Source organism: Nocardioides epinepheli, assembly GCF_037936805.1.
In the GTDB taxonomy this organism is placed as follows: domain Bacteria; phylum Actinomycetota; class Actinomycetes; order Propionibacteriales; family Nocardioidaceae; genus Nocardioides.
On sequence record NZ_JBBMMC010000015.1, the window covers coordinates 45,896 to 64,902 of the forward strand.

The 19,007-nt window shown below is 71.7% G+C and carries 18 protein-coding genes; 8 read left to right on the forward strand and 10 right to left on the reverse strand.

The window, feature by feature from the left end; all coding sequences use genetic code 11:
- Positions 1-31: 31 nt before the first annotated feature.
- On the forward strand, positions 32-424 hold the full coding sequence (locus WMR31_RS18220; protein WP_340540311.1) for a RidA family protein: 393 nt from the start codon (positions 32-34) through the stop codon (positions 422-424).
- A complete protein-coding gene (locus WMR31_RS18225) occupies positions 421-903 on the forward strand; it encodes a hypothetical protein (protein ID WP_340540312.1) in 483 nt (160 codons plus the stop codon). The genes WMR31_RS18220 and WMR31_RS18225 overlap by 4 nt, the downstream gene beginning before the upstream one ends.
- Positions 904-1,079: 176 nt before the next feature.
- Here the strand turns inward: WMR31_RS18225 and WMR31_RS18230 are convergent, their stop codons facing one another.
- Positions 1,080-1,535: an HNH endonuclease gene (locus WMR31_RS18230; RefSeq protein WP_340540313.1), complete on the reverse strand. Its 456-nt coding sequence runs from the start codon at positions 1,533-1,535 to the stop codon at positions 1,080-1,082.
- A gap of 105 nt (positions 1,536-1,640) precedes the next feature.
- Positions 1,641-3,272: an N-6 DNA methylase gene (locus WMR31_RS18235; protein WP_340540314.1), complete on the reverse strand. Its 1,632-nt coding sequence runs from the start codon at positions 3,270-3,272 to the stop codon at positions 1,641-1,643.
- Between the two features lie 66 nt (positions 3,273-3,338).
- On the opposite strand from WMR31_RS18235, the gene WMR31_RS18240 reads away from it, so the two are divergent.
- Genes WMR31_RS18240 through WMR31_RS18265 form a run of 6 tightly spaced genes read left to right on the forward strand, consistent with a single transcriptional unit; the run spans position 3,339 to position 8,175 of the window.
- Entirely contained in the window at positions 3,339-4,679 is a 1,341-nt protein-coding gene (locus WMR31_RS18240) for a nicotinate phosphoribosyltransferase (RefSeq protein WP_340540315.1), read from the forward strand.
- The gene (locus tag WMR31_RS18245) at positions 4,676-5,245 is read left to right on the forward strand and encodes an isochorismatase family protein (protein ID WP_340540316.1); all 570 of its coding nucleotides are present in this window, start codon (positions 4,676-4,678) and stop codon (positions 5,243-5,245) included. Before WMR31_RS18240 ends, WMR31_RS18245 begins: the two co-directional genes overlap by 4 nt.
- The gene (locus WMR31_RS18250; protein WP_340540317.1) at positions 5,242-5,964 is read left to right on the forward strand and encodes an NUDIX hydrolase; all 723 of its coding nucleotides are present in this window, start codon (positions 5,242-5,244) and stop codon (positions 5,962-5,964) included. The genes WMR31_RS18245 and WMR31_RS18250 overlap by 4 nt, the downstream gene beginning before the upstream one ends.
- 9 nt (positions 5,965-5,973) lie before the next feature.
- Positions 5,974-6,465, forward strand: coding sequence for a flavodoxin family protein (locus WMR31_RS18255; RefSeq protein WP_340540318.1), 492 nt, complete (start codon positions 5,974-5,976; stop codon positions 6,463-6,465).
- 26 nt (positions 6,466-6,491) lie between these two features.
- Entirely contained in the window at positions 6,492-7,331 is an 840-nt protein-coding gene (locus tag WMR31_RS18260) for a septum formation family protein (RefSeq protein WP_340540319.1), read from the forward strand.
- Complete coding sequence (locus WMR31_RS18265) at positions 7,324-8,175, forward strand: septum formation family protein (protein ID WP_340540320.1); 852 nt, start codon at positions 7,324-7,326, stop codon at positions 8,173-8,175. The genes WMR31_RS18260 and WMR31_RS18265 overlap by 8 nt, the downstream gene beginning before the upstream one ends.
- 170 nt (positions 8,176-8,345) lie before the next feature.
- Here the strand turns inward: WMR31_RS18265 and era are convergent, their stop codons facing one another.
- The 8 genes from era to WMR31_RS18305 all read right to left on the reverse strand — a co-directional run bounded on the left by era (position 8,346) and on the right by WMR31_RS18305 (position 19,000).
- The gene (gene era / locus WMR31_RS18270) at positions 8,346-9,293 is read right to left on the reverse strand and encodes a GTPase Era (RefSeq protein WP_340540321.1); all 948 of its coding nucleotides are present in this window, start codon (positions 9,291-9,293) and stop codon (positions 8,346-8,348) included.
- Complete coding sequence (locus WMR31_RS18275) at positions 9,290-10,081, reverse strand: siderophore-interacting protein (protein ID WP_340540322.1); 792 nt, start codon at positions 10,079-10,081, stop codon at positions 9,290-9,292. The genes era and WMR31_RS18275 overlap by 4 nt, the downstream gene beginning before the upstream one ends.
- 203 nt (positions 10,082-10,284) lie before the next feature.
- The gene (locus WMR31_RS18280) at positions 10,285-11,565 is read right to left on the reverse strand and encodes a class I SAM-dependent methyltransferase (RefSeq protein ID WP_340540323.1); all 1,281 of its coding nucleotides are present in this window, start codon (positions 11,563-11,565) and stop codon (positions 10,285-10,287) included.
- Between the two features lie 10 nt (positions 11,566-11,575).
- On the reverse strand, positions 11,576-12,937 hold the full coding sequence (locus tag WMR31_RS18285) for an FAD-binding oxidoreductase (protein ID WP_340540324.1): 1,362 nt from the start codon (positions 12,935-12,937) through the stop codon (positions 11,576-11,578).
- A 105-nt stretch (positions 12,938-13,042) separates the two neighbouring features.
- Positions 13,043-13,408 (reverse strand): cytidine deaminase-like protein, encoded by a 366-nt coding sequence (locus WMR31_RS18290; RefSeq protein WP_340540325.1) that lies wholly within the window; start codon positions 13,406-13,408, stop codon positions 13,043-13,045.
- Between the two features lie 131 nt (positions 13,409-13,539).
- Positions 13,540-15,276: a signal peptide peptidase SppA gene (sppA, locus tag WMR31_RS18295; protein WP_340540326.1), complete on the reverse strand. Its 1,737-nt coding sequence runs from the start codon at positions 15,274-15,276 to the stop codon at positions 13,540-13,542.
- Positions 15,277-15,312: 36 nt separating this feature from the next.
- The gene (locus WMR31_RS18300; protein ID WP_340540327.1) at positions 15,313-17,556 is read right to left on the reverse strand and encodes an Ig domain-containing protein; all 2,244 of its coding nucleotides are present in this window, start codon (positions 17,554-17,556) and stop codon (positions 15,313-15,315) included.
- Positions 17,557-17,650: 94 nt separating this feature from the next.
- A complete protein-coding gene (locus WMR31_RS18305) occupies positions 17,651-19,000 on the reverse strand; it encodes a hemolysin family protein (protein ID WP_340540328.1) in 1,350 nt (449 codons plus the stop codon).
- Between the last annotated feature and the right edge of the window lie 7 nt (positions 19,001-19,007).

Sequence of the window (19,007 nt, forward strand, 5' to 3'; positions counted from 1 at the left end):
ACGGACACGACGTACTGAATAGGTTGCTGCCATGCAGCGCACACAGGTGTCGTCGGGATCGCCGTACGAGCAGAGCATCGGTTTCAGCCGCGCGGTCCGGGTGGGCGACCTGGTCTCGGTCAGCGGGACGGCGCCGGTCTGGCCCGACGGCACGGTGGACCCCGATCCCGCCGCGCAGGCGCGCCGCTGCCTCGAGATCGCACTCGGCGCGCTCGCCGAGCTGGGCGGTCGCCCCGAGGACGTCGTCCGGACCCGGCAGTACGTCGTGTCCGCCGATGTGGCCGAGGCGGTGGGAGCCGTGCACGGCGAGGTCTTCGGCGACATCCGGCCGGCCTCGACGATGGTCGTGGTCGCGGGCCTGCTCGACCCGCGGTGGGTCTACGAGCTGGAGCTTGACGCCGTGGTGGCAGCGGCGCCGCGGTGATCCTCGTCGAGGGTGAGAGCGACCGCGCCGCGGTGGAGGTGTGCGCGCGGCGCCTCGGCGCCGGCCGCGTCGAGGCGGTGGCGATGGCCGGGATCACCAACCTGCGCGCCCACCTGCGCACGGCGACCGGTCCAGTGCGGCTGTTGCATGACGCGGCCGAGGCGGGCTACGTCGCGCGGGTGCTCGGCGCCTCGCCGGGCTTGTCGGTCGAGGCCTACGTGTGTCACGCCGACCTCGAGGACGAGCTGATCCGGGCGGTCGGGGTGCCGGGGGTGCTCGCGGTGGTCGACGCGCAGGGCGAGCGCACGTCGTACGAGCGGATGGCGCAGCAGCCCGCGCAGCGCGACCGCACCGATCACGCCCGGTTGCGTCGCTGGCTCGGCGCCCGCAGCGGCCACAAGCTCACCTACGCCACCTTGCTGGCCGAGGCGGTGCCGATCGACGACGTCCCTGCTCCGTTGCGGGCCGTGCTCGCCTGACGAACGCGCTGACAACCCTCCGTCCGCCCACCTCGCGCCGTCCCACCCGTCACACCGGGCGGCCGATCCATGAACTTGGAGGCCGGGATATCGGCCCCCAAGTTCATATTTCCCCGGTCGACCGGGGAAATCCCGCCGCAGCCGCGCAGTCCGAAGCCCCGCCGGACCGATCCGGCTCAGGACCAGGCGGCGACCTGGGCGCGGGTGGGGTGCCAGGGCTCGATGCGCAGCCGCATGCCGGCCTCGCCCGGGGTGCGGTTGCCCTTGCGCTCGTTGCAGGCGCTGCAGGCGGCGACCGTGTTCAGCCAGGTCCAGCCACCGCCGCGCGAGCGCGGCAGGAGGTGGTCGATGGTCTGGGCGCGGTCACCGCAGTAGGCACAGCGGTGCCGATCGCGGGCCAGCACGCCGTGGCGGGTGTAGCCGGCCGGCCGGTAGAGCCATTTGGTGGCCACGTAGCGCACCAGGCGGAGTGCCCGCGGCCACTGGTAGGGGCCGATCATCCGCTCGGGGTGCGCCTCGTGCACCACCGCGACCTCGCGCACCAGCATCTTGACCGCATGCTTGAAGCTCACCCGGCCCAGCGGCTCGAAGGAGGCGTTGTAGAGCAGCACCGTGCCGGCCAGTGTGGTCATGGGCGCTGCACCCCCTTCCGTCGTCGATCCTAATCTGCCTGGCCGCCCTTCGGCCCGGTTGCGCGCGGGTTGTCCGTGGATGAACCCCGCATGGACGGTAGGCAGTCAGGAGCGCGAGCGCACTCGGGTTTCGGCGCGCTCGACCCACCAGAGCAGTGCCGAGTCGTCGTCATAGGCCACGCACATCCGCTCAGCCACGGCTCGCAGCGCGTCACCGAGATCCTCGTCCGAGGCGTCCTGGGCGGCCCTTGCGAGCCTGGCGCCGTCGTCCCAGGCGGTGTGGTCCACGGGCAGCGGGAGCGCCGCGACCTGGCGGGCGCTGAGCTTGATCGCGGACGTCGCGAGGGCCGTCCCGGCGTACCGGGCCGCGGCCAGGGCGACCACCGGTGGGGACAGCAGGACGGCGAGGACGTGCCACAGCCGATCCGCAGGCGGCACCACCGAGACCACCGGCACCGACGGCAGCCACGCGCCGTCGGCGTCGACGACGGCCTCGATCACCCGCCCCTGGGTCGCGACGAGCACCTTCGGGACCAGGCGCGCGCGGGCCCACGCGGCGAGGGTTCCCTCGCGTTCGAGACGGCCCAGGTCGACCGAGGGAGCGCTGAAGGATCGCTTCGCGAATCGCGTCGCAGAGCGTCCCCAGTGGCAACGGGCCGGGTCGATCAGCCCGGAGGTGACCAGCGGCGTCGCGTCGATCCCGTCGGTGACGAACGGGACGAGGCCGTAGTACTGATCGCGGAAGTCGGCGGTGCACTCGGCGAGGTCGCCCAGCACGCCGGCAGCCCGGGGGCGGACGACCGGGAGACCCAGCGCGGGGGCCGCCAGTGCGCCCCACTCCCCCACGCCGGGGTCGAGGACGACGTCGGGCCCGCGGACGGCGTCCGGCCCGGACCAGGTGGCCACCGGACGCGGCGCGGCACCGACGGTCGCTACGGGCGCGCAGGTGATCACGGTGGTTCCGGGGAACACCGGCGTGGTCGAGGTCCAGAAGTCGGTAACGGCGCCGACCTCCGAGACGGCGTCGCGCACCGGCCCGGCATCGCGGGCCGCCAGTACCGAGATCGGCTGCACGAGGGCCACCACGCCACCGGTCTCGACCAGGCTCAGGGACCGGTGCAGGAATGCGGCACTGGTGTCGGTGTAGGCGCCCAGGCCCGGGCGCGTCGGGTCGGCGGTGCGTCCGCGCAGCTGGCCGAGGAAGGGTGGGTTGCCGATGACGACCGCGAACGGCGCGGCCGGGTGCTCCCCGAGTCCGTCGGCGACACGGATCCGCTCCGCCAGCACTCGTGGCTCGACCGAGGGCGCCTCTCGCCGCAGCCGGAGTCGGGTGATGGCCACCGCGATCGGGTCGAGGTCGGTGCCGTGCAGTCGATCCGAGGCCTCGGGCCCGAGCCGGCGCAACGCCGCCACCAGGACGTTCCCCGTGCCGCAGGCCGGATCGAGCAGCGGCCCCTCGGCGTCCGTGGACAGCGCCCGGTCCAGGAGCCACTCCACGAGTGCCGGCGGCGTGTAGAACGAGCCCGAGCCGTGGCGATCGTCCAGGAGCGACTCGTAGACCGGGCCGAGCCGGTCTATCGCGTCGGGGTCCCGCCAGGGGGCGAGCCCGTCGTCCGGGGGTGCAGCATCGGCCAGACCTTGGGCGCGTGCCACAGTGGCCAGGACGGCGTCCCATGCGGCAGTCCGTGACCCCAGGGAGCGTTCGGCGTCCAGCACGCTCCTCCGCAGGTCGTCCACGACGACACCCTAGAGAGCCACCATCCGGCGTGTTATAGTCACTTTGACTACAAATCAGGAGCGCAGATGACCACACCGCTCGACCCCGCTGCCGCCGTCTCCCCCGGCCTGCTCACCGACCACTACGAGCTCACCATGCTCTCGTCGTTCGTCACCGACGGCAGCGTCGACAATCCGACGATCTTCGAGGCCTTCGCCCGTAGGCTCCCCGAGGGGCGCCGCTACGGCGTCCTGGGTGGTCTCGGCCGGCTGCTGCCACTCATCGAGGCCTTCACCTTCGACGAGTCCGAGATCGCCTGGCTGCTCGCCGAGGGCGTGATCAACGACGCCACCGCCGCCTACCTGGCCGACTTCCGGTTCCGCGGCGACATCGACGCCTATCCCGAGGGGGACCTCTACTTCCCCGGCAGCCCGATCCTCACCGTGCGCAGCACGCTCGGCGAGGGCGTGCTGCTCGAGACCCTCGTGCTCAGCGTCCTCAACCACGACAGCGCGATCGCCAGCGCGGCGGCCCGCATGACCACGGCTGCGCAGGGTCGACCGCTGGTCGAGATGGGCAGCCGGCGCACCCACGAGGACGCCGCCATCGCCGTCGCCCGCGCCGCATACCTGGCCGGGTTCGCCTCCAGCAGCAACCTCGCCGCCGGACGCCGCCACGGCGTGCCCACGGTGGGCACCGCCGCCCACGCCTTCACCCTGGCCCACACCTCCGAGCTCGAGGCCTTCCGCAGCCAGGTGGCGGCCCAGGGCGTCGGCACCACCTTGCTGGTCGACACCTACGACACCGAGCAGGGCATCCGCAACGCGATCGAGGTCGCCGGACCCGAGCTCGGCGCGATCCGGATCGACTCCGGCGACCTCGCCGAGGAGGCGGTCAAGGCACGCACGCTGCTCGACTCGCTGGGCGCCACCGGCACCCGGATCATCGCCACCAGCGACATCGACGAGTTCGTGATCACCGCCCTGGGCGACGCGCCGATCGACGGCTACGGCGTCGGCACCCGGGTGGCCACCGGATCGGGCCATCCGACCGCCAGCATGGTCTACAAGCTCGTCGCCGTCGCCGACTCCCCCGACGGCCCGCTCCGGTCGGTCGCGAAGAAGTCGCACGACAAGATCTCCGTCGGCGGCCACAAGACCGCCTACCGCCACTACGACGACGGCGTCCTCACCCGCGAGTGGTACACCACCGAGGAGCAGGCCGGCTCCCCCACCTCCCAGGAAGCGGTGCCGATCCAGGTGCCGGTCATCCGCGGAGGGCGGATCGTCCACACGCCGGACCTGGACGCCGTTCGCAAGCACTGCGCCGACGCGATCGCCTCGCTGCCCGCCGACGCCCGCCGGGTGGCCGCCGGCGCCCCGTACCTGACCGCCGAACTCGCCGAAACCAAAGGAGCAGCCTCATGAAAGCCCTGATCGTCGTCGATGTGCAGAACGACTTCGTCGAGGGCGGCTCGCTGGGTGTCACCGGCGGCCGTGCCGTGGCCGCCGCCATCAGCGAGCACCTCGCCGCCCACGCGGACGACTATGCCGCCGTGATCGCCTCCCGCGACTGGCACGACGCCGACGGCACCAACGACGGCCACTTCGCCGCACCCGGCACCGACCCCGACTTCGTGAGCACCTGGCCGGTCCACTGCGTCGCCACGACCGCGGGCAGCGAGTACGCGCCGGCACTGGCCACCGACGCGATCACGCACCACGTCCGCAAGGGGATGGGCGAGGCCGCCTACAGCGCCTTCGAGGGCGTCACCGACGACGGCGTGCCGATGCCCGACCTGCTCGACCAGCTCGGGATCACCGAGGTCGACGTCGCCGGCATCGCCACTGACTACTGCGTGCGGGCCACGGTGCTCGACGCGCGACGCCACGGCCTCGGCGTCCGGCTGCTCGAGGGCCTGCACGCTGGTGTCGCGCCGGCCTCCAGTGAGGCCGCCGTCCGCGAGATGGCCGATGCGGGGGCCGAGGTATGAGCGAGCACCCGCCGTTCGCCGTCACCGTCGACCTGGCCGTCTTCACGATCCGCGACGGAACCCTCTCGGTGCTGCTGGTCCAGCGCGGCGCCGAGCCCTTCGCCGGCTCCTGGGCGCTGCCCGGCGGCTTCGTCGAGATCGACGAGGACGCCGAGACCGCCGCCTGGCGCGAGCTGCTCGAGGAGACCGGCGTCGAGCGGTTCGAGGGGCACCTCGAACAGCTGCGCACCTACTCCGCACCCGACCGCGACCCGCGGATGCGGGTGGTCTCGGTGGCCCACGTGGCCTTCGCGCCCGACCTGCCCGAGCCCTCGGCCGGCTCCGACGCCGCCGGCGCCCGCTGGTGGGTCGTCGACGACGTCCTGGGCAGCGGGCCGGACGCGCCCGGGCTCGCCTTCGACCACGCCGAGATCCTCGCCGACGCGCGAGAGCGGATCCGCGCCAAGCTGGAGTACACGACCCTGGCCCTCGACTTCGTCACCGAGCCCTTCACCCTGCCGGAGCTGCGCCGCGTCTACACCGCGGTGTGGGACACCCCGCCGGACCTGGGCAACTTCCGCCGCAAGGTGCTCGGCACCGACGGCTTCGTCGTCCCGACCGACGCCCCGCGCGACTCCGGGCAGGGGCGACCGGCCCTGCTCTACCGACGCGGCACCGCCACCGACGTCCAGCCGCCGATGCTGCGGCCGAGCCGCCCGGCGAACGCCGAGCGCCCGTAGTCTGGAGCCATGGCTCGGCTCCTCGTCGTCCACCACTCCCCGACCCCGCTGGTGCAGTCGCTCACCGACGCGGTGATCGCCGGCACGCGCGACGATGCGATCGAGGGCGTCGAGGTGGTGGCGCGGCCCGCGCTGGAGGCGAGCGCCGACGACGTCCTGGCCGCCGACGGCTACCTCCTCGGCACCACGGCCAACTTCGGCTACATGTCCGGCGCCTTGAAGCACTTCTTCGACTCCATCTTCCTCCAGGCCGGCGGAGCGCTCACCGACGACGGCTCGGGCGCGCCCGCCGACGGCGGGCCACGGCCGCCGAAGCCGTACGGACTGTGGGTGCACGGCCGCTACGACACGACCGGCGCGGTGCGCAGCGTGCAGTCGATCGTCCAGGCGCTCCCGTGGCGGCAGTCCGCCGACGTGCTGGAGGTGCTCGGCGACGTCGACGAGGCCGAGCGGGCGGCCGCCTACGAGCTCGGCGGCACCTTGGCTGCTCTGCTCTCGTGAGGGTGCCCCCGGTAGCATCGCGCCACGTGGACTTCCCTGGGCGATCCGTGCGCATGGTCACGGGTTCGGCACCGCTGGTGGCGTTGGTGGTGCTCGCGGCGCTGCTGCTGAGCGCCTGCAGCGATCCGGCCCGGGTCGACCCCGAGGGCGATCCCGACCAGGTCGACGCCGTCGAGGCCCCTCCGCTCGGTGCCTGCCGGCAGCTGAGCCTGGAGGAGACCGCCGCGGTCACCAACGCCACCCGGATCGTCGACTGCGCCAAGCCGCACACCGCACAGACCTACGCCGTCGGCGACCTGCCCGAGGAGTTCGCAGAGGCCGACTACGACTCGGCCGAAGTCGGCGCCTTCGCCTACCGGACCTGCACCAGTGAGCTGATCAAGTTCCTCGGTGGCGACGAGAGCATCACGATGCGCAGCATCCTCGGCTGGTCGTGGTTCCGGCCCTCGGAGAAGGCCTGGGACAAGGGTGCCCGCTGGTACCGCTGCGACGTCACCGGTGGCGCCGGCCCGCAGAGCGCGTCCCTGGTGCCCCTTCCGGAGAAGGCCAAGGGACTCCTCCAAGGTCGCCCCGACGACGCCTGGATGGCGTGCGCGGCCGAGCCGGCGTTCTCCGAGGCCGCCAAGGTGCCGTGCAGCGAGGACCATCTATGGCGAGCGGTCACCACGATCAAGCTCGGCGAGATCAACGACCCCTATCCCGGCGACGAGGCCGTGGAGGCCCAGACCGGCAAGTTCTGCCAGGGCTCGGTGAAGGCCTACCTCAACTATCCCGACGACTTCGAGTTCGCCTACACCTGGTTCGGCGAGAAGGACTGGGCCGCGGGCAACCGGAGATCCGTGTGCTGGGCGAAGACCGATGAGTGAGTCGCGCCGCGCTCTCCCGCCGCTGCTCGTCGCCGTCGCGGTGCTGCTCACCGTGCTCGTGGGGTGCTCCTCGGACAGCGAACCCGACCCCGATCCGACCTCGTCTGCTCCCTCGACTCCGACCCAGACGCCGACGCCGCCGCCACGGGCCACCGCGGCGCCGTCTCCCGAGGCCGGCGCGTGCCACCAGATCACCTACCGCCAGGCCGTCGCTCCGACGTCGTCACCCAAGACCGTGCCGTGTCGTGACGCGCACACCGCCGAGACGATCTCCGTGGGCCGCCTCGACAACCTCGTCGACGGGCACCTGCTCGCCGTCGACTCGGCGCAGGTCCAGGACCAGGTCGCCGCGGCCTGCCCGGACGCGCTCGGCTCGTTCGTGGGCGGCACGGCCGAGGACCGGCGGCTCAGCATGCTTCGCGCGGTCTGGTTCACCCCGAGCCTCGAGGAGGCCGCCGCCGGCGCGGCCTGGTACCGCTGCGACGTCGTGGCGCTCGCCGGGCGCGACCGCCTCGCCACGGTCAAGGGCTCGCTCGAGGGCGTGCTCGGCACCGAGTCCGGCCGCGACCAGTACGGCATGTGCGGCACCGCGAGTCCCAAGGCGAAGGGCTTCGCCCGCGTGCCCTGCGGGGCCCAGCACTCCTGGCGCGCCTTCGACGTCATCGAGCTCCCGGAGGGCAAGTACCCCGGCGCCGGAGCGATCAGCACCGCCGGCAACCAGTGCGAGGACGCGGCCACCGCCGTCGCCGACGACCCCCTCGACTTCGAGTGGGCCTCCGAGGGCCCCGACCGCGCCCAGTGGGACGCCGGCCAGAACTACCTCCTGTGCTGGACGGCGGTCTGAGCGGCCGTCTGCAGGGGTCCGGGATTTCCCCGGTCGACCGGGGAAGTATGAACTTGGCGGGCGAAATATCGGCCGTCAAGTTCAGGGATCCCCGGTCGACCGGGGAAATCCCGCCCCACGAAGGAGCGAGCTGGTGAGGGCCGGTCGCGGCGCCTCGCGGCCCGAGTCGCTCAGAAGCCGAGCTTGCGGAGCTGGCGCGGGTCGCGCTGCCAGTCCTTGGCGATCTTGACGTGCAGGTCGAGGTAGACCGGTGTGCCGAGGAGGGCCTGGATCTGGAGCCGGGCGCGGCGACCGACGTCCTTGAGGCGCGAGCCCTTGTGGCCGATCATGATCCCCTTCTGGGAGTCGCGCTCGACGTAGAGGTTGGCGTGGATGTCGAGCAGCGGCTTGTCGGCGGGGCGGTCCTCGCGCAGGTTCATCTCCTCCACGACCACCGCGATCGAGTGGGGCAGTTCGTCGCGCACGCCCTCCAGCGCGGCCTCGCGGATGAGCTCGGCCACCAGGATCTCCTCGGGGGCGTCGCTGAGGTCGCCGTCGGGGTACAGCTGTGGGCCCTCCGGCAGCAAGGCGACCAGCAGGTCGGCGAGGAGTCCGACCTGGTGACCCGACTCGGCGGAGACCGGCACGATCTCGGCCCACTCGGTGCCCGTCTCGACGCCGAGGGCGGCGATGTCGAGGAGGTGCTGACCCAGCTGCTCGGGACCGACCAGGTCGGTCTTGGTGGCGATCGCGATCTTGGTCGTCCGCTTGATCTTGCCGACCTCGTTGACGATGAACCGGTCGCCGGGGCCGATCTTCTCGTTGGCGGGGAAGCAGACCGCCACGATGTCGACCTCGGCCAGGGTGGTGCGGACCAGGTCGTTGAGCCGCTCCCCCAGCAGGGTGCGCGGACGGTGCAGGCCGGGGGTGTCGACCAGGATCAGCTGGGCGTCGTCGCGGTGCACGATGCCGCGCACGACCGTGCGGGTGGTCTGGGGCTTGGAGCTGGTGATCACCACCTTGGCTCCGACCAGGGCGTTGGTGAGGGTGGACTTCCCGGCGTTCGGGCGCCCCACGAAGGACGCGAACCCGCTGCGATGGGCTGTGGTGGTCTCGTCCTCGCTCGGCTGCTTGCTCATCGCTCCCGCGCCTCGTCGTAGTCGGCCCAGATCTGCTCGTCGGTCTTGCCCGCTGCCTTGCCGGCCCGCCAGATGGGGCCCGGGTCGACGGCTCGCGGCTGGCGGCCGGTGGTGGCGCGCCAGTAGCCCATCACGTCGTAGTCGCTGCTGGGAAGGCGGCGCTCGCGCATCAGGTGCTTGCGGATCGCGCGCATCTGCGCGGACTCCCCCGCCATCCAGAAGTAGCCGGAGCCCTCGGGCCACACCAGGTCGCTCACGACCTCGGCCAGCCGGCTCTCGCCGTCGCCGGGCTGCACGAGCCGGTCGACCTCGACGTCGGGCAGGTAGGCGGTCAGGGACGTATCGGCGTCGGGATCATCGGGCACCTCGGCCCACACGCGGATCGGGACCCGGCCGCCGTGGGTCTGGCAGATCCGCGCCATCGCCGGCAGCGCCGTGAGGTCGCCGACCAGCATCAGCCATCGCGCGTGCTCGGGCATCGCGAAGGAGCCCTTGGGCTCGCTCACCGTGACGACGTCGCCGACGCAGTCGCGACTGGCCCACTCGGTGACCAGCCCGACGTCGTGCACGACCACGTCGAGCACGAGCTCGGCGCCGTCCCAGGAGCGCACGGTGTAGTAGCGGCTCTGGAACTGCCCCGGCACGACGAGGCCCACCCACTCGTCGGGGATCGCGGTGGAGCGGAAGTCGGCCAGCCCCGGCCCACCGAGCACCAACCGCACCAGGTGGTCGCTGAGCGGGGTGCGCGAGAGGACGGTCGCCTCGTACATCGCTGCCCTGGTGCTCACCCGCCGAGCCTAGTGGGCCGCCTCCCCCGGCTCTCCCGGTGGAGCCGTCGTCCGCAGTTAGTGCGGACTTTTGGGATAGTCCCTGGCGTTCGGGTTGTTTTGAAACGTTGCAGAGGACCCAAACGGCCGGGACTATCCCGACCGGCGGCCCGACACCGGCCCGGTCAGATCACCCGGTCAGATCACCGGGTGGGCCGGCCGGGTCACCAGGTGGGGCGCAGGGGGAAGCCGTCGGCGCCGTCGGGGCCCGTCTTGACGGCGAGGACCTGGTGCAATTGCACCTCGTTGCGCTCGAAGCCCACCCGGCAGGCGGCCATGTAGAGGCCCCACACCCGGGCGGTCCCGATGCCGACCTCCTCGACGCAGGCGTCCCAGTTCTCCACGAGGTTGTGGTTCCAGTCGCGCAGGGTGAGCGCGTAGTGCAGCCGCAGGTTCTCCTCGTGCATGACCTCGAGGCCGGCGTCCTGGATCTCGGTGATGATCCTGCCCGAGCCGGTGAGCTCGCCGTCGGGGAAGACGTAGCGGTCGATGAAGGCGCCCGCGTTGGTCGGCCGGTTGTCATGACGGGTGATGCAGTGGTTGAGCAGCCGCCCCTCGGGCTTGAGGTGGTCGCGCAGGAAGCCGAAGTAGGCCGGGTAGTTCTTGATGCCGATGTGCTCGGTCATGCCGATCGAGCTGATCGCGTCGAAGTCGGTCTCGGCGACGTCGCGGTAGTCGAGGTGGCGCACCTCCGCGAGGCCGGACAGCCCGGCCTCCTCGATCGCCGCCTGGGCCCAGGCCGCCTGCTCGCGGCTGAGCGTGACGCCGAGTGCCTTGACGCCGTACTCCTTGGCCGCGTGCATGACCATCCCGCCCCAGCCGCACCCGACGTCGAGCAGCCGCTGCCCAGGCTCGAGGCCGAGCTTGCGGGCCACGAGGTCGAACTTCTCGTACTGCGCCTCCTCGAGCGTCGAGGAGTCCTTGGGGTAGATCGCGCAGGTATAGGCCATCGAGGGGCCGAGCACGTGACGGTAGAAGGTGTTCGAGACGTCGTAGTGGTGGTGGATCGCCTCGGCGTCGCGGGTCAGCGAGTGCCGCACTCCCTCCATCATGCGGCGCCAGCGCGGCAGGTGCTCCTGCGGCGGCGGGGGCGGCGGCTTGAGGTTGGAGAGCCCCAGGCCGCGCAGCAGCGTGACCAGCTCCGAGGGCGACGGCGCCCGGAACTTGGTGTGGTCCTTGAGCTTGCTCATCACCTCGTACGGGTTGCCCGGATGCTCACCATGGACGACGAGATCACCGCTCACATAGGCGCGAGCGAGGCCGAGGTCACCGGGTGCCGTGGCGAGGTACTGCAGGCCCCGCTGGTTGACCAGCTCGAGCCGGATCTCGGCGTCCTCCGGGCCGCTCGCACTGCCGTCGTAGGCCTCGAACCGGAGCGGCATCCCGCCCCTGGTGAGGTCGGCGATGACGTCGGCGATCTTGAACTCTGGCTTGGTGCTGCTCACTGTGGGTCACTCACTTCCGGCGAACGGTCTTGTCGTACAGGCTGGTCAGTCGGTGATCGGGGTCGTAGCGCTTCTTGACGGCGGCCAGGTGCGCGCCGTCGTAGAGAGCATCGAAGGTGTCCTGGTCGTAGAAGGCCTCGGAGTACAGGGACTTGTGGCCGCCGAGCCGGTGCACCTCGGCCTCGATCGCGCGGTTGCGGGGGGCCTCGACGGCGTCCGGCCCGACGTGGACGGTGCCCCAGAATCCGGCGTTGACATAGACCTCCCCCGCTCGCAGCGGGTAGGTGGGCCAGGCGCGTCTGGCGACCAGCGGGCACAGCCAGACCGGGCGCATGCCGATGTGCTCGTCGAACCAGGCGAGGAACTCCTCGATCCGTTCGACCGGGACCTCGATGTCCTGGACCACCCGCTCGCGCTGCGGGCGGCCGGCGCGGCGGTCGAGTCGGTCGGCGATGTCGAAGCGGCGGTCGAGGCCGAGCAGCAACATGTAGACGTCCGAGCGCCGCCACTTGCGCGGCCAGAGCCGGCGGATCCGCGGGTTCTGCGCCCCGAAGGCACCCGAGCACCAGAACCAGTCGGTGTCCCAGCGCCACAGGTAGTCGTACATCGTGAGCAGGTCGGTCTCGCGGTCGCGTACCGAGGCGAAGTAGATGTCCTGCCCGGCGTAGTCGGACGGCGTCGCCCCGGAGGCGGTGTCGGTCCAGCGGGCGAGGGTCAGGTAGTACTCGCCGGGGGCGAACGCGACGCCGTCGAGCCCGTCGACCGGCTCGCCGTCGTACTCGCGGGTCTCGGCGATCTCGGCGATCGCCTTGGCCAGGAGCCCGGCGTCCTCGAAGCGGACGTGCCGCAGCGCGACATAGGCCGAGACCGGCTCGAGCTCGATCCGCAGCCGGGTCGCGTAGCCGAGGGAGCCGTAGGAGTTGGGGAAGGCGTCGAACAGCTCGTCGCCGGGGCGCGTCGTGACAACCTCCCCGGCGCCGGTGAACACGTCCATCTCGAGCACCGACTCGTGTGGCAGGCCGTTGCGGAAGCTGGTCGACTCGATCCCCATGCCCGTGACCGCGCCGCCCAGGGTGATCGTGCGCAACTGAGGCACCACCAGCGGGATCAGACCGTGCGGGAGGGTGGCGTCGACCAGGTCCTCGTAGGTGCACATGCCCTGCACCTCGGCGGTACGTGTCTCGGGATCGACCTCGATCACGCCGTCGAGACCGGAGACGTCGAGGCCCGGTGCGCTGCTCTCGCTGCGCACCCGGAACAGGTTCGTCGTCCGCTTCGCCAGGCGCACCGCGGCCCCGGCCGGGATCGCGGCATAGGACGCCGCGAGTCGCTCCACCGCCTGTGCGTGCTGCTGCCAAGCGTTCTCAACCACGTGCTCTCCCACCCTTCGAAACTACTCCGGGGTCGGGTCCGGCGGCGCGTGGGGGCGGTGGTCTGCTCGGCCGGCGGGTGGAGCCCGAGGGCGACTCCGTCTGGTTCAGGCCAGGATCGTGCCGCGCGCGTCGCCGAGGTGCACCACGACGTCGGGGCCGGCGAACTCCTCCAGCACTGCACGATCGGCCTCGCCGAGCTCGGAGGCGTCGGCGAGGACGACGGCCGCGGCCACGCCGCGCGCTGCCGAGGAGACCGCCATCGCGATGCAACCCTGGAGCGCGCTGAGCCGCAGCGCTTCGAGATCGAGGCTCGCGGCGGCATAGGTGCGCCCGTCGAGGTCGCGGACGGCGGCGCCCTGGGCTGCCTGGGCTCGCGCGCGCGTGGCGCGGGCGAGCGTCACGAGCTTGGCGTCCTCGGGGCTCAGGGCTGGTTCCTGCGGCTGCTGCGACTCAGGCGACTGCGGCGACATGTCCTCAGCCTAGGGACGTCGGTCAGCCGGCCGGCTCGCGGACCGACCCGAACGGCGCAATTGCGCCGTTCGGGTCACCGGGCGGCTCGTCCACCGCACCATTCGGCGCAATTGCGCGGAACGGGCAGGCCTCAGAGCCAGCCGTCGCCGTCGAGACTCACCCCCGGCGGGAGCGAGAGCACGCCATGGGTGACGGGGAGACCGATCGCCTCGGAGACGCGGGCGAGCAGCGCCTCCGGTCCGCGCGACAGCGGCCCCGAGCCCACGATCCCCGCGGCCGCGGGCGACTGGCTCGACTCGGCCGGCTTCAGCTGACGCAGGAGGTCCAGGGCCGACGGGGTATGGAGGCGGACGTCGTCGACGTCGATCTCGGCGAGCGCGCAGACCCGCTCGAGCGCGAGTCGCGAGCCGCCGAGGTGGTCGATCAGGTCGCGTTCCGCGGCGTCGCTGCCGACCCACACCCGACCGCGCGCCAAGGGCTCGAGCGTGGCGAGCGCCATCCCGCGGTCGGTGGCCGCCTTCTGCGTGAAGTCGGCGTAGACCTCGTCGAGCCAGGCGTCGAGGACCGCCCGCTCGTCGGTGGTGAAGGGACGCGACGCGGCCATCATCGCCGCGCGCGGTCCTGCGATCGCGTTGTCGTGCACGATGCCCGCACGCTCCAGCAGCCGCTCGATCACCATCTTGCCGGCCAGGACGCCGATCGAGCCGGTGAGCGTGGTCGGCTGCGCGATGATCTCGTCGGCGCCCATCGACACGAAATAGCCGCCGGATGCGGCGACGGTGCCCATCGAGGCCACCACCGGGCGGCCGCTCTCGCGCAGCCGGCGCACCTCGCGCCGGATGGCGTCGCTTGCCACGTAGGAGCCGCCAGGGCTGTCGACGCGCAGGACCACGCCGCGGACGTCGTCGTCCCGGCCGGCTTCCCGGAGCCGGGCGCACACGCGCTCGGCGCCGGCCTGACGCCCGTTGCCGGGTCCCAGGACGATCGAGCCGTGGACGTCGACCACTGCGACGGCCGGGTGGCTACGCCGGGTCAGGGCGCCGAGTGCCGCCGCCTTGTCCTTGTGGTCGGCGGCATAGCGATGGACGTAGCGCGGCTCCCACTGGGGCGTCCAGGTGTCGTGGGCCCAGGCGTAGACCTCGTCGGCATAGCCGAGGCGGTCGACCAGGCCGGCCGACAACGCGGCGTCGGCCGAGAGCGGCGCCCGGTCGATCGCCTCGCGCACGGCCGCCTCGTCGAGTCCGCGACGCGCCGACGTCCGGGTGACGGTGTCGTCGAGGACGGCGTCGGCCAGGCGTTGCATCATCTCGCGGTAGGCGGGGGTGATCTCCCTGGCGGCCAGCGTGTCGGCCGCCGTCTTGAACTCGTAGCGCTGGCCGAACTCGGGATCGACGCCCAGCTTCTCCAGGCCCCCGCGCAGCAGCGTCATTCCGGTCTGGACGCCGACGAGACCGAGCGCCCCGGTGGGCTGGACCCAGATCTGGTCGGCACCGAGCGCGACCCGGTAGCCGACCAGGCCGCTGGTGAGCTCGCCGAAGGTCTCGGTCCACGCCACCGAGGGCTTGTCCCGGGAGAAGTCCGCGACCAGCTCGGCGATCTCGTCGGCCTGCGCCAGGGTCACGGGCGCGGTGCCGACGTGCACCAGCAGGCCCAGGACGTCGTCGTCGGACGCCGCGCGCCGCAGTCCGTCCTGCAACGCGCGCAGGGTGGGCGCCTGCCTGAGTCGGAAGGCCTCCAGGGGGCTGCTCGGCGCGCCGAACTGCACCCCGTGGGAGAGGTCCAGCTCGAGCACGGTCCGCGTCCCCGAGCCGCAGAGGCTGGAGAGACCGGGAATGCGATCGAGGAAGGGCAGCGCGCACGGCTTCATGCCCACGAGGCTAGAAGGTCCGTGGTCGGCCGAGTCTCAGCGGAGGGTGACGGCGACGCCGAGGCTGCGTGCGGGCGACGCCGTCTCAAGGCGCACGATCCGGTGGGTCTTGCCGCCGACCTTCCGCGGAATCTCGATGCTGCCGCGGATCGTGCCGCTGTGGCCGACCACCCCGCGAGCGAGGACCTTGCCCGGGCTGAGCCGAATCAACCAGGGCTGGCCCGGCAGCAGGTTCGATGCGGAGTAGGAGACCTTCGCGCCAGGCTTGATCCTGGTGCGCGCCAGGCTGAACCGCATCGGGGCCAGCGCGACCTTCGCGGCCACGGTGGCGCTCGAGGTCGCCGGCCCGTAGCCCCGCACCGCGACCGTGGCGAGCACCGCGAGCCGCGCGCCGTACTGCCTGGTGGTCGGCACGAACCGATCGGACCGCGCACCCGCGATGGGCACACCGTCGGCCAGCCACTGCCAGGACACCGACGCATTCGCCGGCACTGCGTCGATGGCTGCCGACAGGCTCTGCCCGACCTGTGGCACCCCCGTCACGTTCAGCTCATAGACGGCCGGTGCTCCGGGACCGACCACGCCCGAGGAGGCGGTGGTCACGGCGTCCCGGTATCCGTCGCGGGTCGCGGTCACCTCGCAGGTCATGACCGCGCCGAGATCCTGAGGGGCGAGCCGGTACAGCTCACCGGTGCCGACGACGCTCCCGCCTCTGAGCCAGCGATAGCTCGGGTTCCACGGTCCACCGGCTGCATCACATCTCAGCAGTCCACCGACGATCGCGGCGCCGGTGAGCGAGGGTGGACCGGGTTCGAAGGTGCCCGACTCGACCGGGTCGGTGTCGGCGTACGAGGTCGCCGGGACGTAGCCGGGATACGTCACGGTCATCACGCACCGCAACGGCTCGCCGACGTCGGCCGGGGTCGGGGTGTACCACCTGCCTGTCGCGATCACGATCGTTCCCCTCCGCCACTCCAGGACGGCTTCGTGCCAGTAGCCCGTGGGGTCGCAGACGAGCTCGCTTCCCACCTGTGCGGTCCCGTAGATCGTGGGCCTCTCGACCGTGGTGTGTCCGAGTTCGACGTCGACTCGGGCGGTACCGACGCCGGGCTCGTACCCCGCCTTCGAGGCAGTGACACGGCAGGTGAGGGTGGCACCGGCGTCCTCCGCGACCGGCCAGTAGCTGCGTCCCGACCACACGGGATCGGCGCCTCGCAGCCACTCGAACTCGGGCCATTCGCCGCCCTCGGAATCGCAGGTCAGCATCTTCCCCACCCGTGCCACACCATCGATCGACACCGTCGGCGTGAACCTCGCGCGGGCCACTGGGGACGTGGGCGACGAGGTCGCCGCGGCGGATTCGTGATCGTCACGCTGCGAGGTGATGGTGCAGGTGAGCTCGGCGTCGACGTCGCGTGGTGCGGGCACGTACGTGTCGGCGCTGCCCAGCTCGACGCCGTCGTCGCGGGTCCAGCGGTAGGAGAGGCGTCCTGGGGTGCCCTCGACAGGGTTGCATGTCAGGAGGTCGCCGACGACGGGCTGTCCGGTCACCACGGGAGCCTCGATCTCGAACCGGCGAGCCCGGACGGGCGCCGATTCGGCGCTGCCGGCTCCCAGGCTGCTCCAGAAGTCTCCCGGGGGCGAGGCAATGAAGAACCCGGCCGAGAGCGTGGCGCCGTAGTCGGCGGGGACCGGGGTGTAGGTCCAACCGGTCCCCACGAGGGTCGACTGGAGGTCGCCCTCGTGCCGTCGGAACCACTCCACGTCGGTCACCATCGCACCCGGCACGCTGAGGCTCACCTCGAGACCGAAGGGTTCACCGACGTGCGGAGCATCGCTGGTGTACTCGGCGATGTAGTCCGGAATCTCCTCGACCTCGATCAGGATCGTGCCGGTGGCGGATCCGGCGCTGTTGGTCGCAGTGACCGAGACCGGGTAGCCGCCCCGAGTGGTCGGCGTGCCCGAGATGATCCCCGTTCGCGGGTCGAGGCCCAGTCCGGCAGGGAGTCCCGAAGCGGTGAGGACCGGCGTCGGAGCGCCGGTGGCGCGCACCTGGTAGGCGAACATCGGTATGCCGACCGTGGCCTGGGTGACGTCGTCTGCGACGGTCGGTGTCTCCGCCTCCTCTGAGACCGCTGCGGTCTTGGCCGTGGCCGCGGCGGCCGGGCCGGCGGCCCCGAGGACCGCGAGCCCGCACGCGACCAGAACGACCGACAGACCAAGGAGCAGGCTGGAGAGCAGCCCGCGCAACGCGCGCACCATCCAGGACGAGCGAGACATGTGGGGGCTCCGAGACGGAGAGTGCGGGCAGGACGACTGAACGCTAGTCGCCAGCCGACGATCCCGCCGCGGAATCGTCGATCTCGCTGACCCGTCAGCTATGGCTGACGGGTCGATCCGATTCCTGCGCCGACCCGTCAGCCATAGCTGACGGGTCAGCGGAATCGGAGCGGTCGGCCGGCTCGTCGGGGAGCACCCGTCGGATGCGCACGGTGCCGACCTTGTTGCGGCGGCCGGCGACGTCCTCGGCCTCGAAGCGCAGGCCGTGGGCCTCGACGACGGAGCCCGCGATCGGGACGCGGCCCAGATGCTTGGCCATCAGGCCGCCGACGCTGTCGACGTCCTCCTCCTCGACGTCGAAGCCGAATAGCTCGTCGAGGTCGTCGACCGGGTAGCGCGAGGAGACCCGGACGCCGTCGGCGGGGTCGTCGAAGTACTCGACCTCGATCTCCTCCTCGTCGAACTCGTCGGTGATCTCGCCGACGATCTCCTCCAGGAGGTCCTCGATGGTGATGAGGCCGGCGGTGCCGCCGTACTCGTCGACGACGATCGCGATGTGCTGGCGGTCGGCCTGCATCTGGCGGAGCAGGTCGTCGACCGGCTTGGACTCCGGCACCCACAGCACCGGGCGCATGACCTCCTCGACGTGCTGGACCAGCTCGACGTCGGGGGCCTCGAAGTCGCGACGCACGACGTCCTTGAGGTAGGCGAAGCCGCGGATGTCGTCGAGGTTCTCGCCGACGACCGGGAGCCGCGAGCAGCCGCTGCGCAGGAAGAGCGAGAGCGTCTGGCGCAGGTTCTTGTAGTGCTCGATGTAGATGATGTCGTTGCGCGGCACCATGACCTCGCGCACGGTGGTGTCGCCGAGCTCGAAGACCGAGTGGATCATCTTGCGCTCGCCGGCCTCGATCAGCGCGGACGCCTCGGCGATGTCGACCATCTCGCGCAGCTCGGTCTCGGAGGAGAACGGGCCCTCGCGGAATCCCTTGCCCGGAGTGATCGCGTTGCCGAGCAGGATGAGCAGTCGCGGCAGCGGTCCGAGGATCTTGGTGAAGATGTTCAGCGGACCCGCCGAGAGCACGGCGACGGTCTCGGAGTGCTGCCGGCCGAGCGTGCGAGGGCCGACGCCGATGACGACGTAGGAGACCAGGAGCATCACGCCGATGGCGATCAGCACGCTGGCCCACCAGCTGCCGTCGAGGGTCCGGTCGAGCTCGATCGTCACCAGCACGATGGCGGCGATCTCACAGGCCATCCGCAACAGCAGAGCGGTGTTGACGTGCCGCGGCGCGTCCTCGAGGAGCCGCACCAGCTGCTTCGCGCCGGCCCGCTCCTCGGCGACCAGCTCGCCGGCACGAGCGCGGGAGAAGGAGGCCAGCGCGGCGTCGACGGCGCTGAACACCCCCGCCAGGACGACCAGCAGCGCGGCCAGTACCCAGGTCACCGGCTGA

Coding starts and splice junctions, on each gene's coding strand:
- WMR31_RS18240 (WP_340540315.1), top strand. CDS start 3,339: ATGACCACACCGCTCGACCCCGCTGCCGCCGTCTCCCCCGGCCTGCTC.
- WMR31_RS18255 (WP_340540318.1), top strand. CDS start 5,974: ATGGCTCGGCTCCTCGTCGTCCACCACTCCCCGACCCCGCTGGTGCAG.
- era (WP_340540321.1), bottom strand. CDS start 9,293: ATGAGCAAGCAGCCGAGCGAGGACGAGACCACCACAGCCCATCGCAGC.
- WMR31_RS18300 (WP_340540327.1), bottom strand. CDS start 17,556: ATGTCTCGCTCGTCCTGGATGGTGCGCGCGTTGCGCGGGCTGCTCTCC.
- WMR31_RS18245 (WP_340540316.1), top strand. CDS start 4,676: ATGAAAGCCCTGATCGTCGTCGATGTGCAGAACGACTTCGTCGAGGGC.
- WMR31_RS18220 (WP_340540311.1), top strand. CDS start 32: ATGCAGCGCACACAGGTGTCGTCGGGATCGCCGTACGAGCAGAGCATC.
- WMR31_RS18265 (WP_340540320.1), top strand. CDS start 7,324: ATGAGTGAGTCGCGCCGCGCTCTCCCGCCGCTGCTCGTCGCCGTCGCG.
- sppA (WP_340540326.1), bottom strand. CDS start 15,276: ATGAAGCCGTGCGCGCTGCCCTTCCTCGATCGCATTCCCGGTCTCTCC.
- WMR31_RS18230 (WP_340540313.1), bottom strand. CDS start 1,535: ATGACCACACTGGCCGGCACGGTGCTGCTCTACAACGCCTCCTTCGAG.
- WMR31_RS18250 (WP_340540317.1), top strand. CDS start 5,242: ATGAGCGAGCACCCGCCGTTCGCCGTCACCGTCGACCTGGCCGTCTTC.
- WMR31_RS18290 (WP_340540325.1), bottom strand. CDS start 13,408: ATGTCGCCGCAGTCGCCTGAGTCGCAGCAGCCGCAGGAACCAGCCCTG.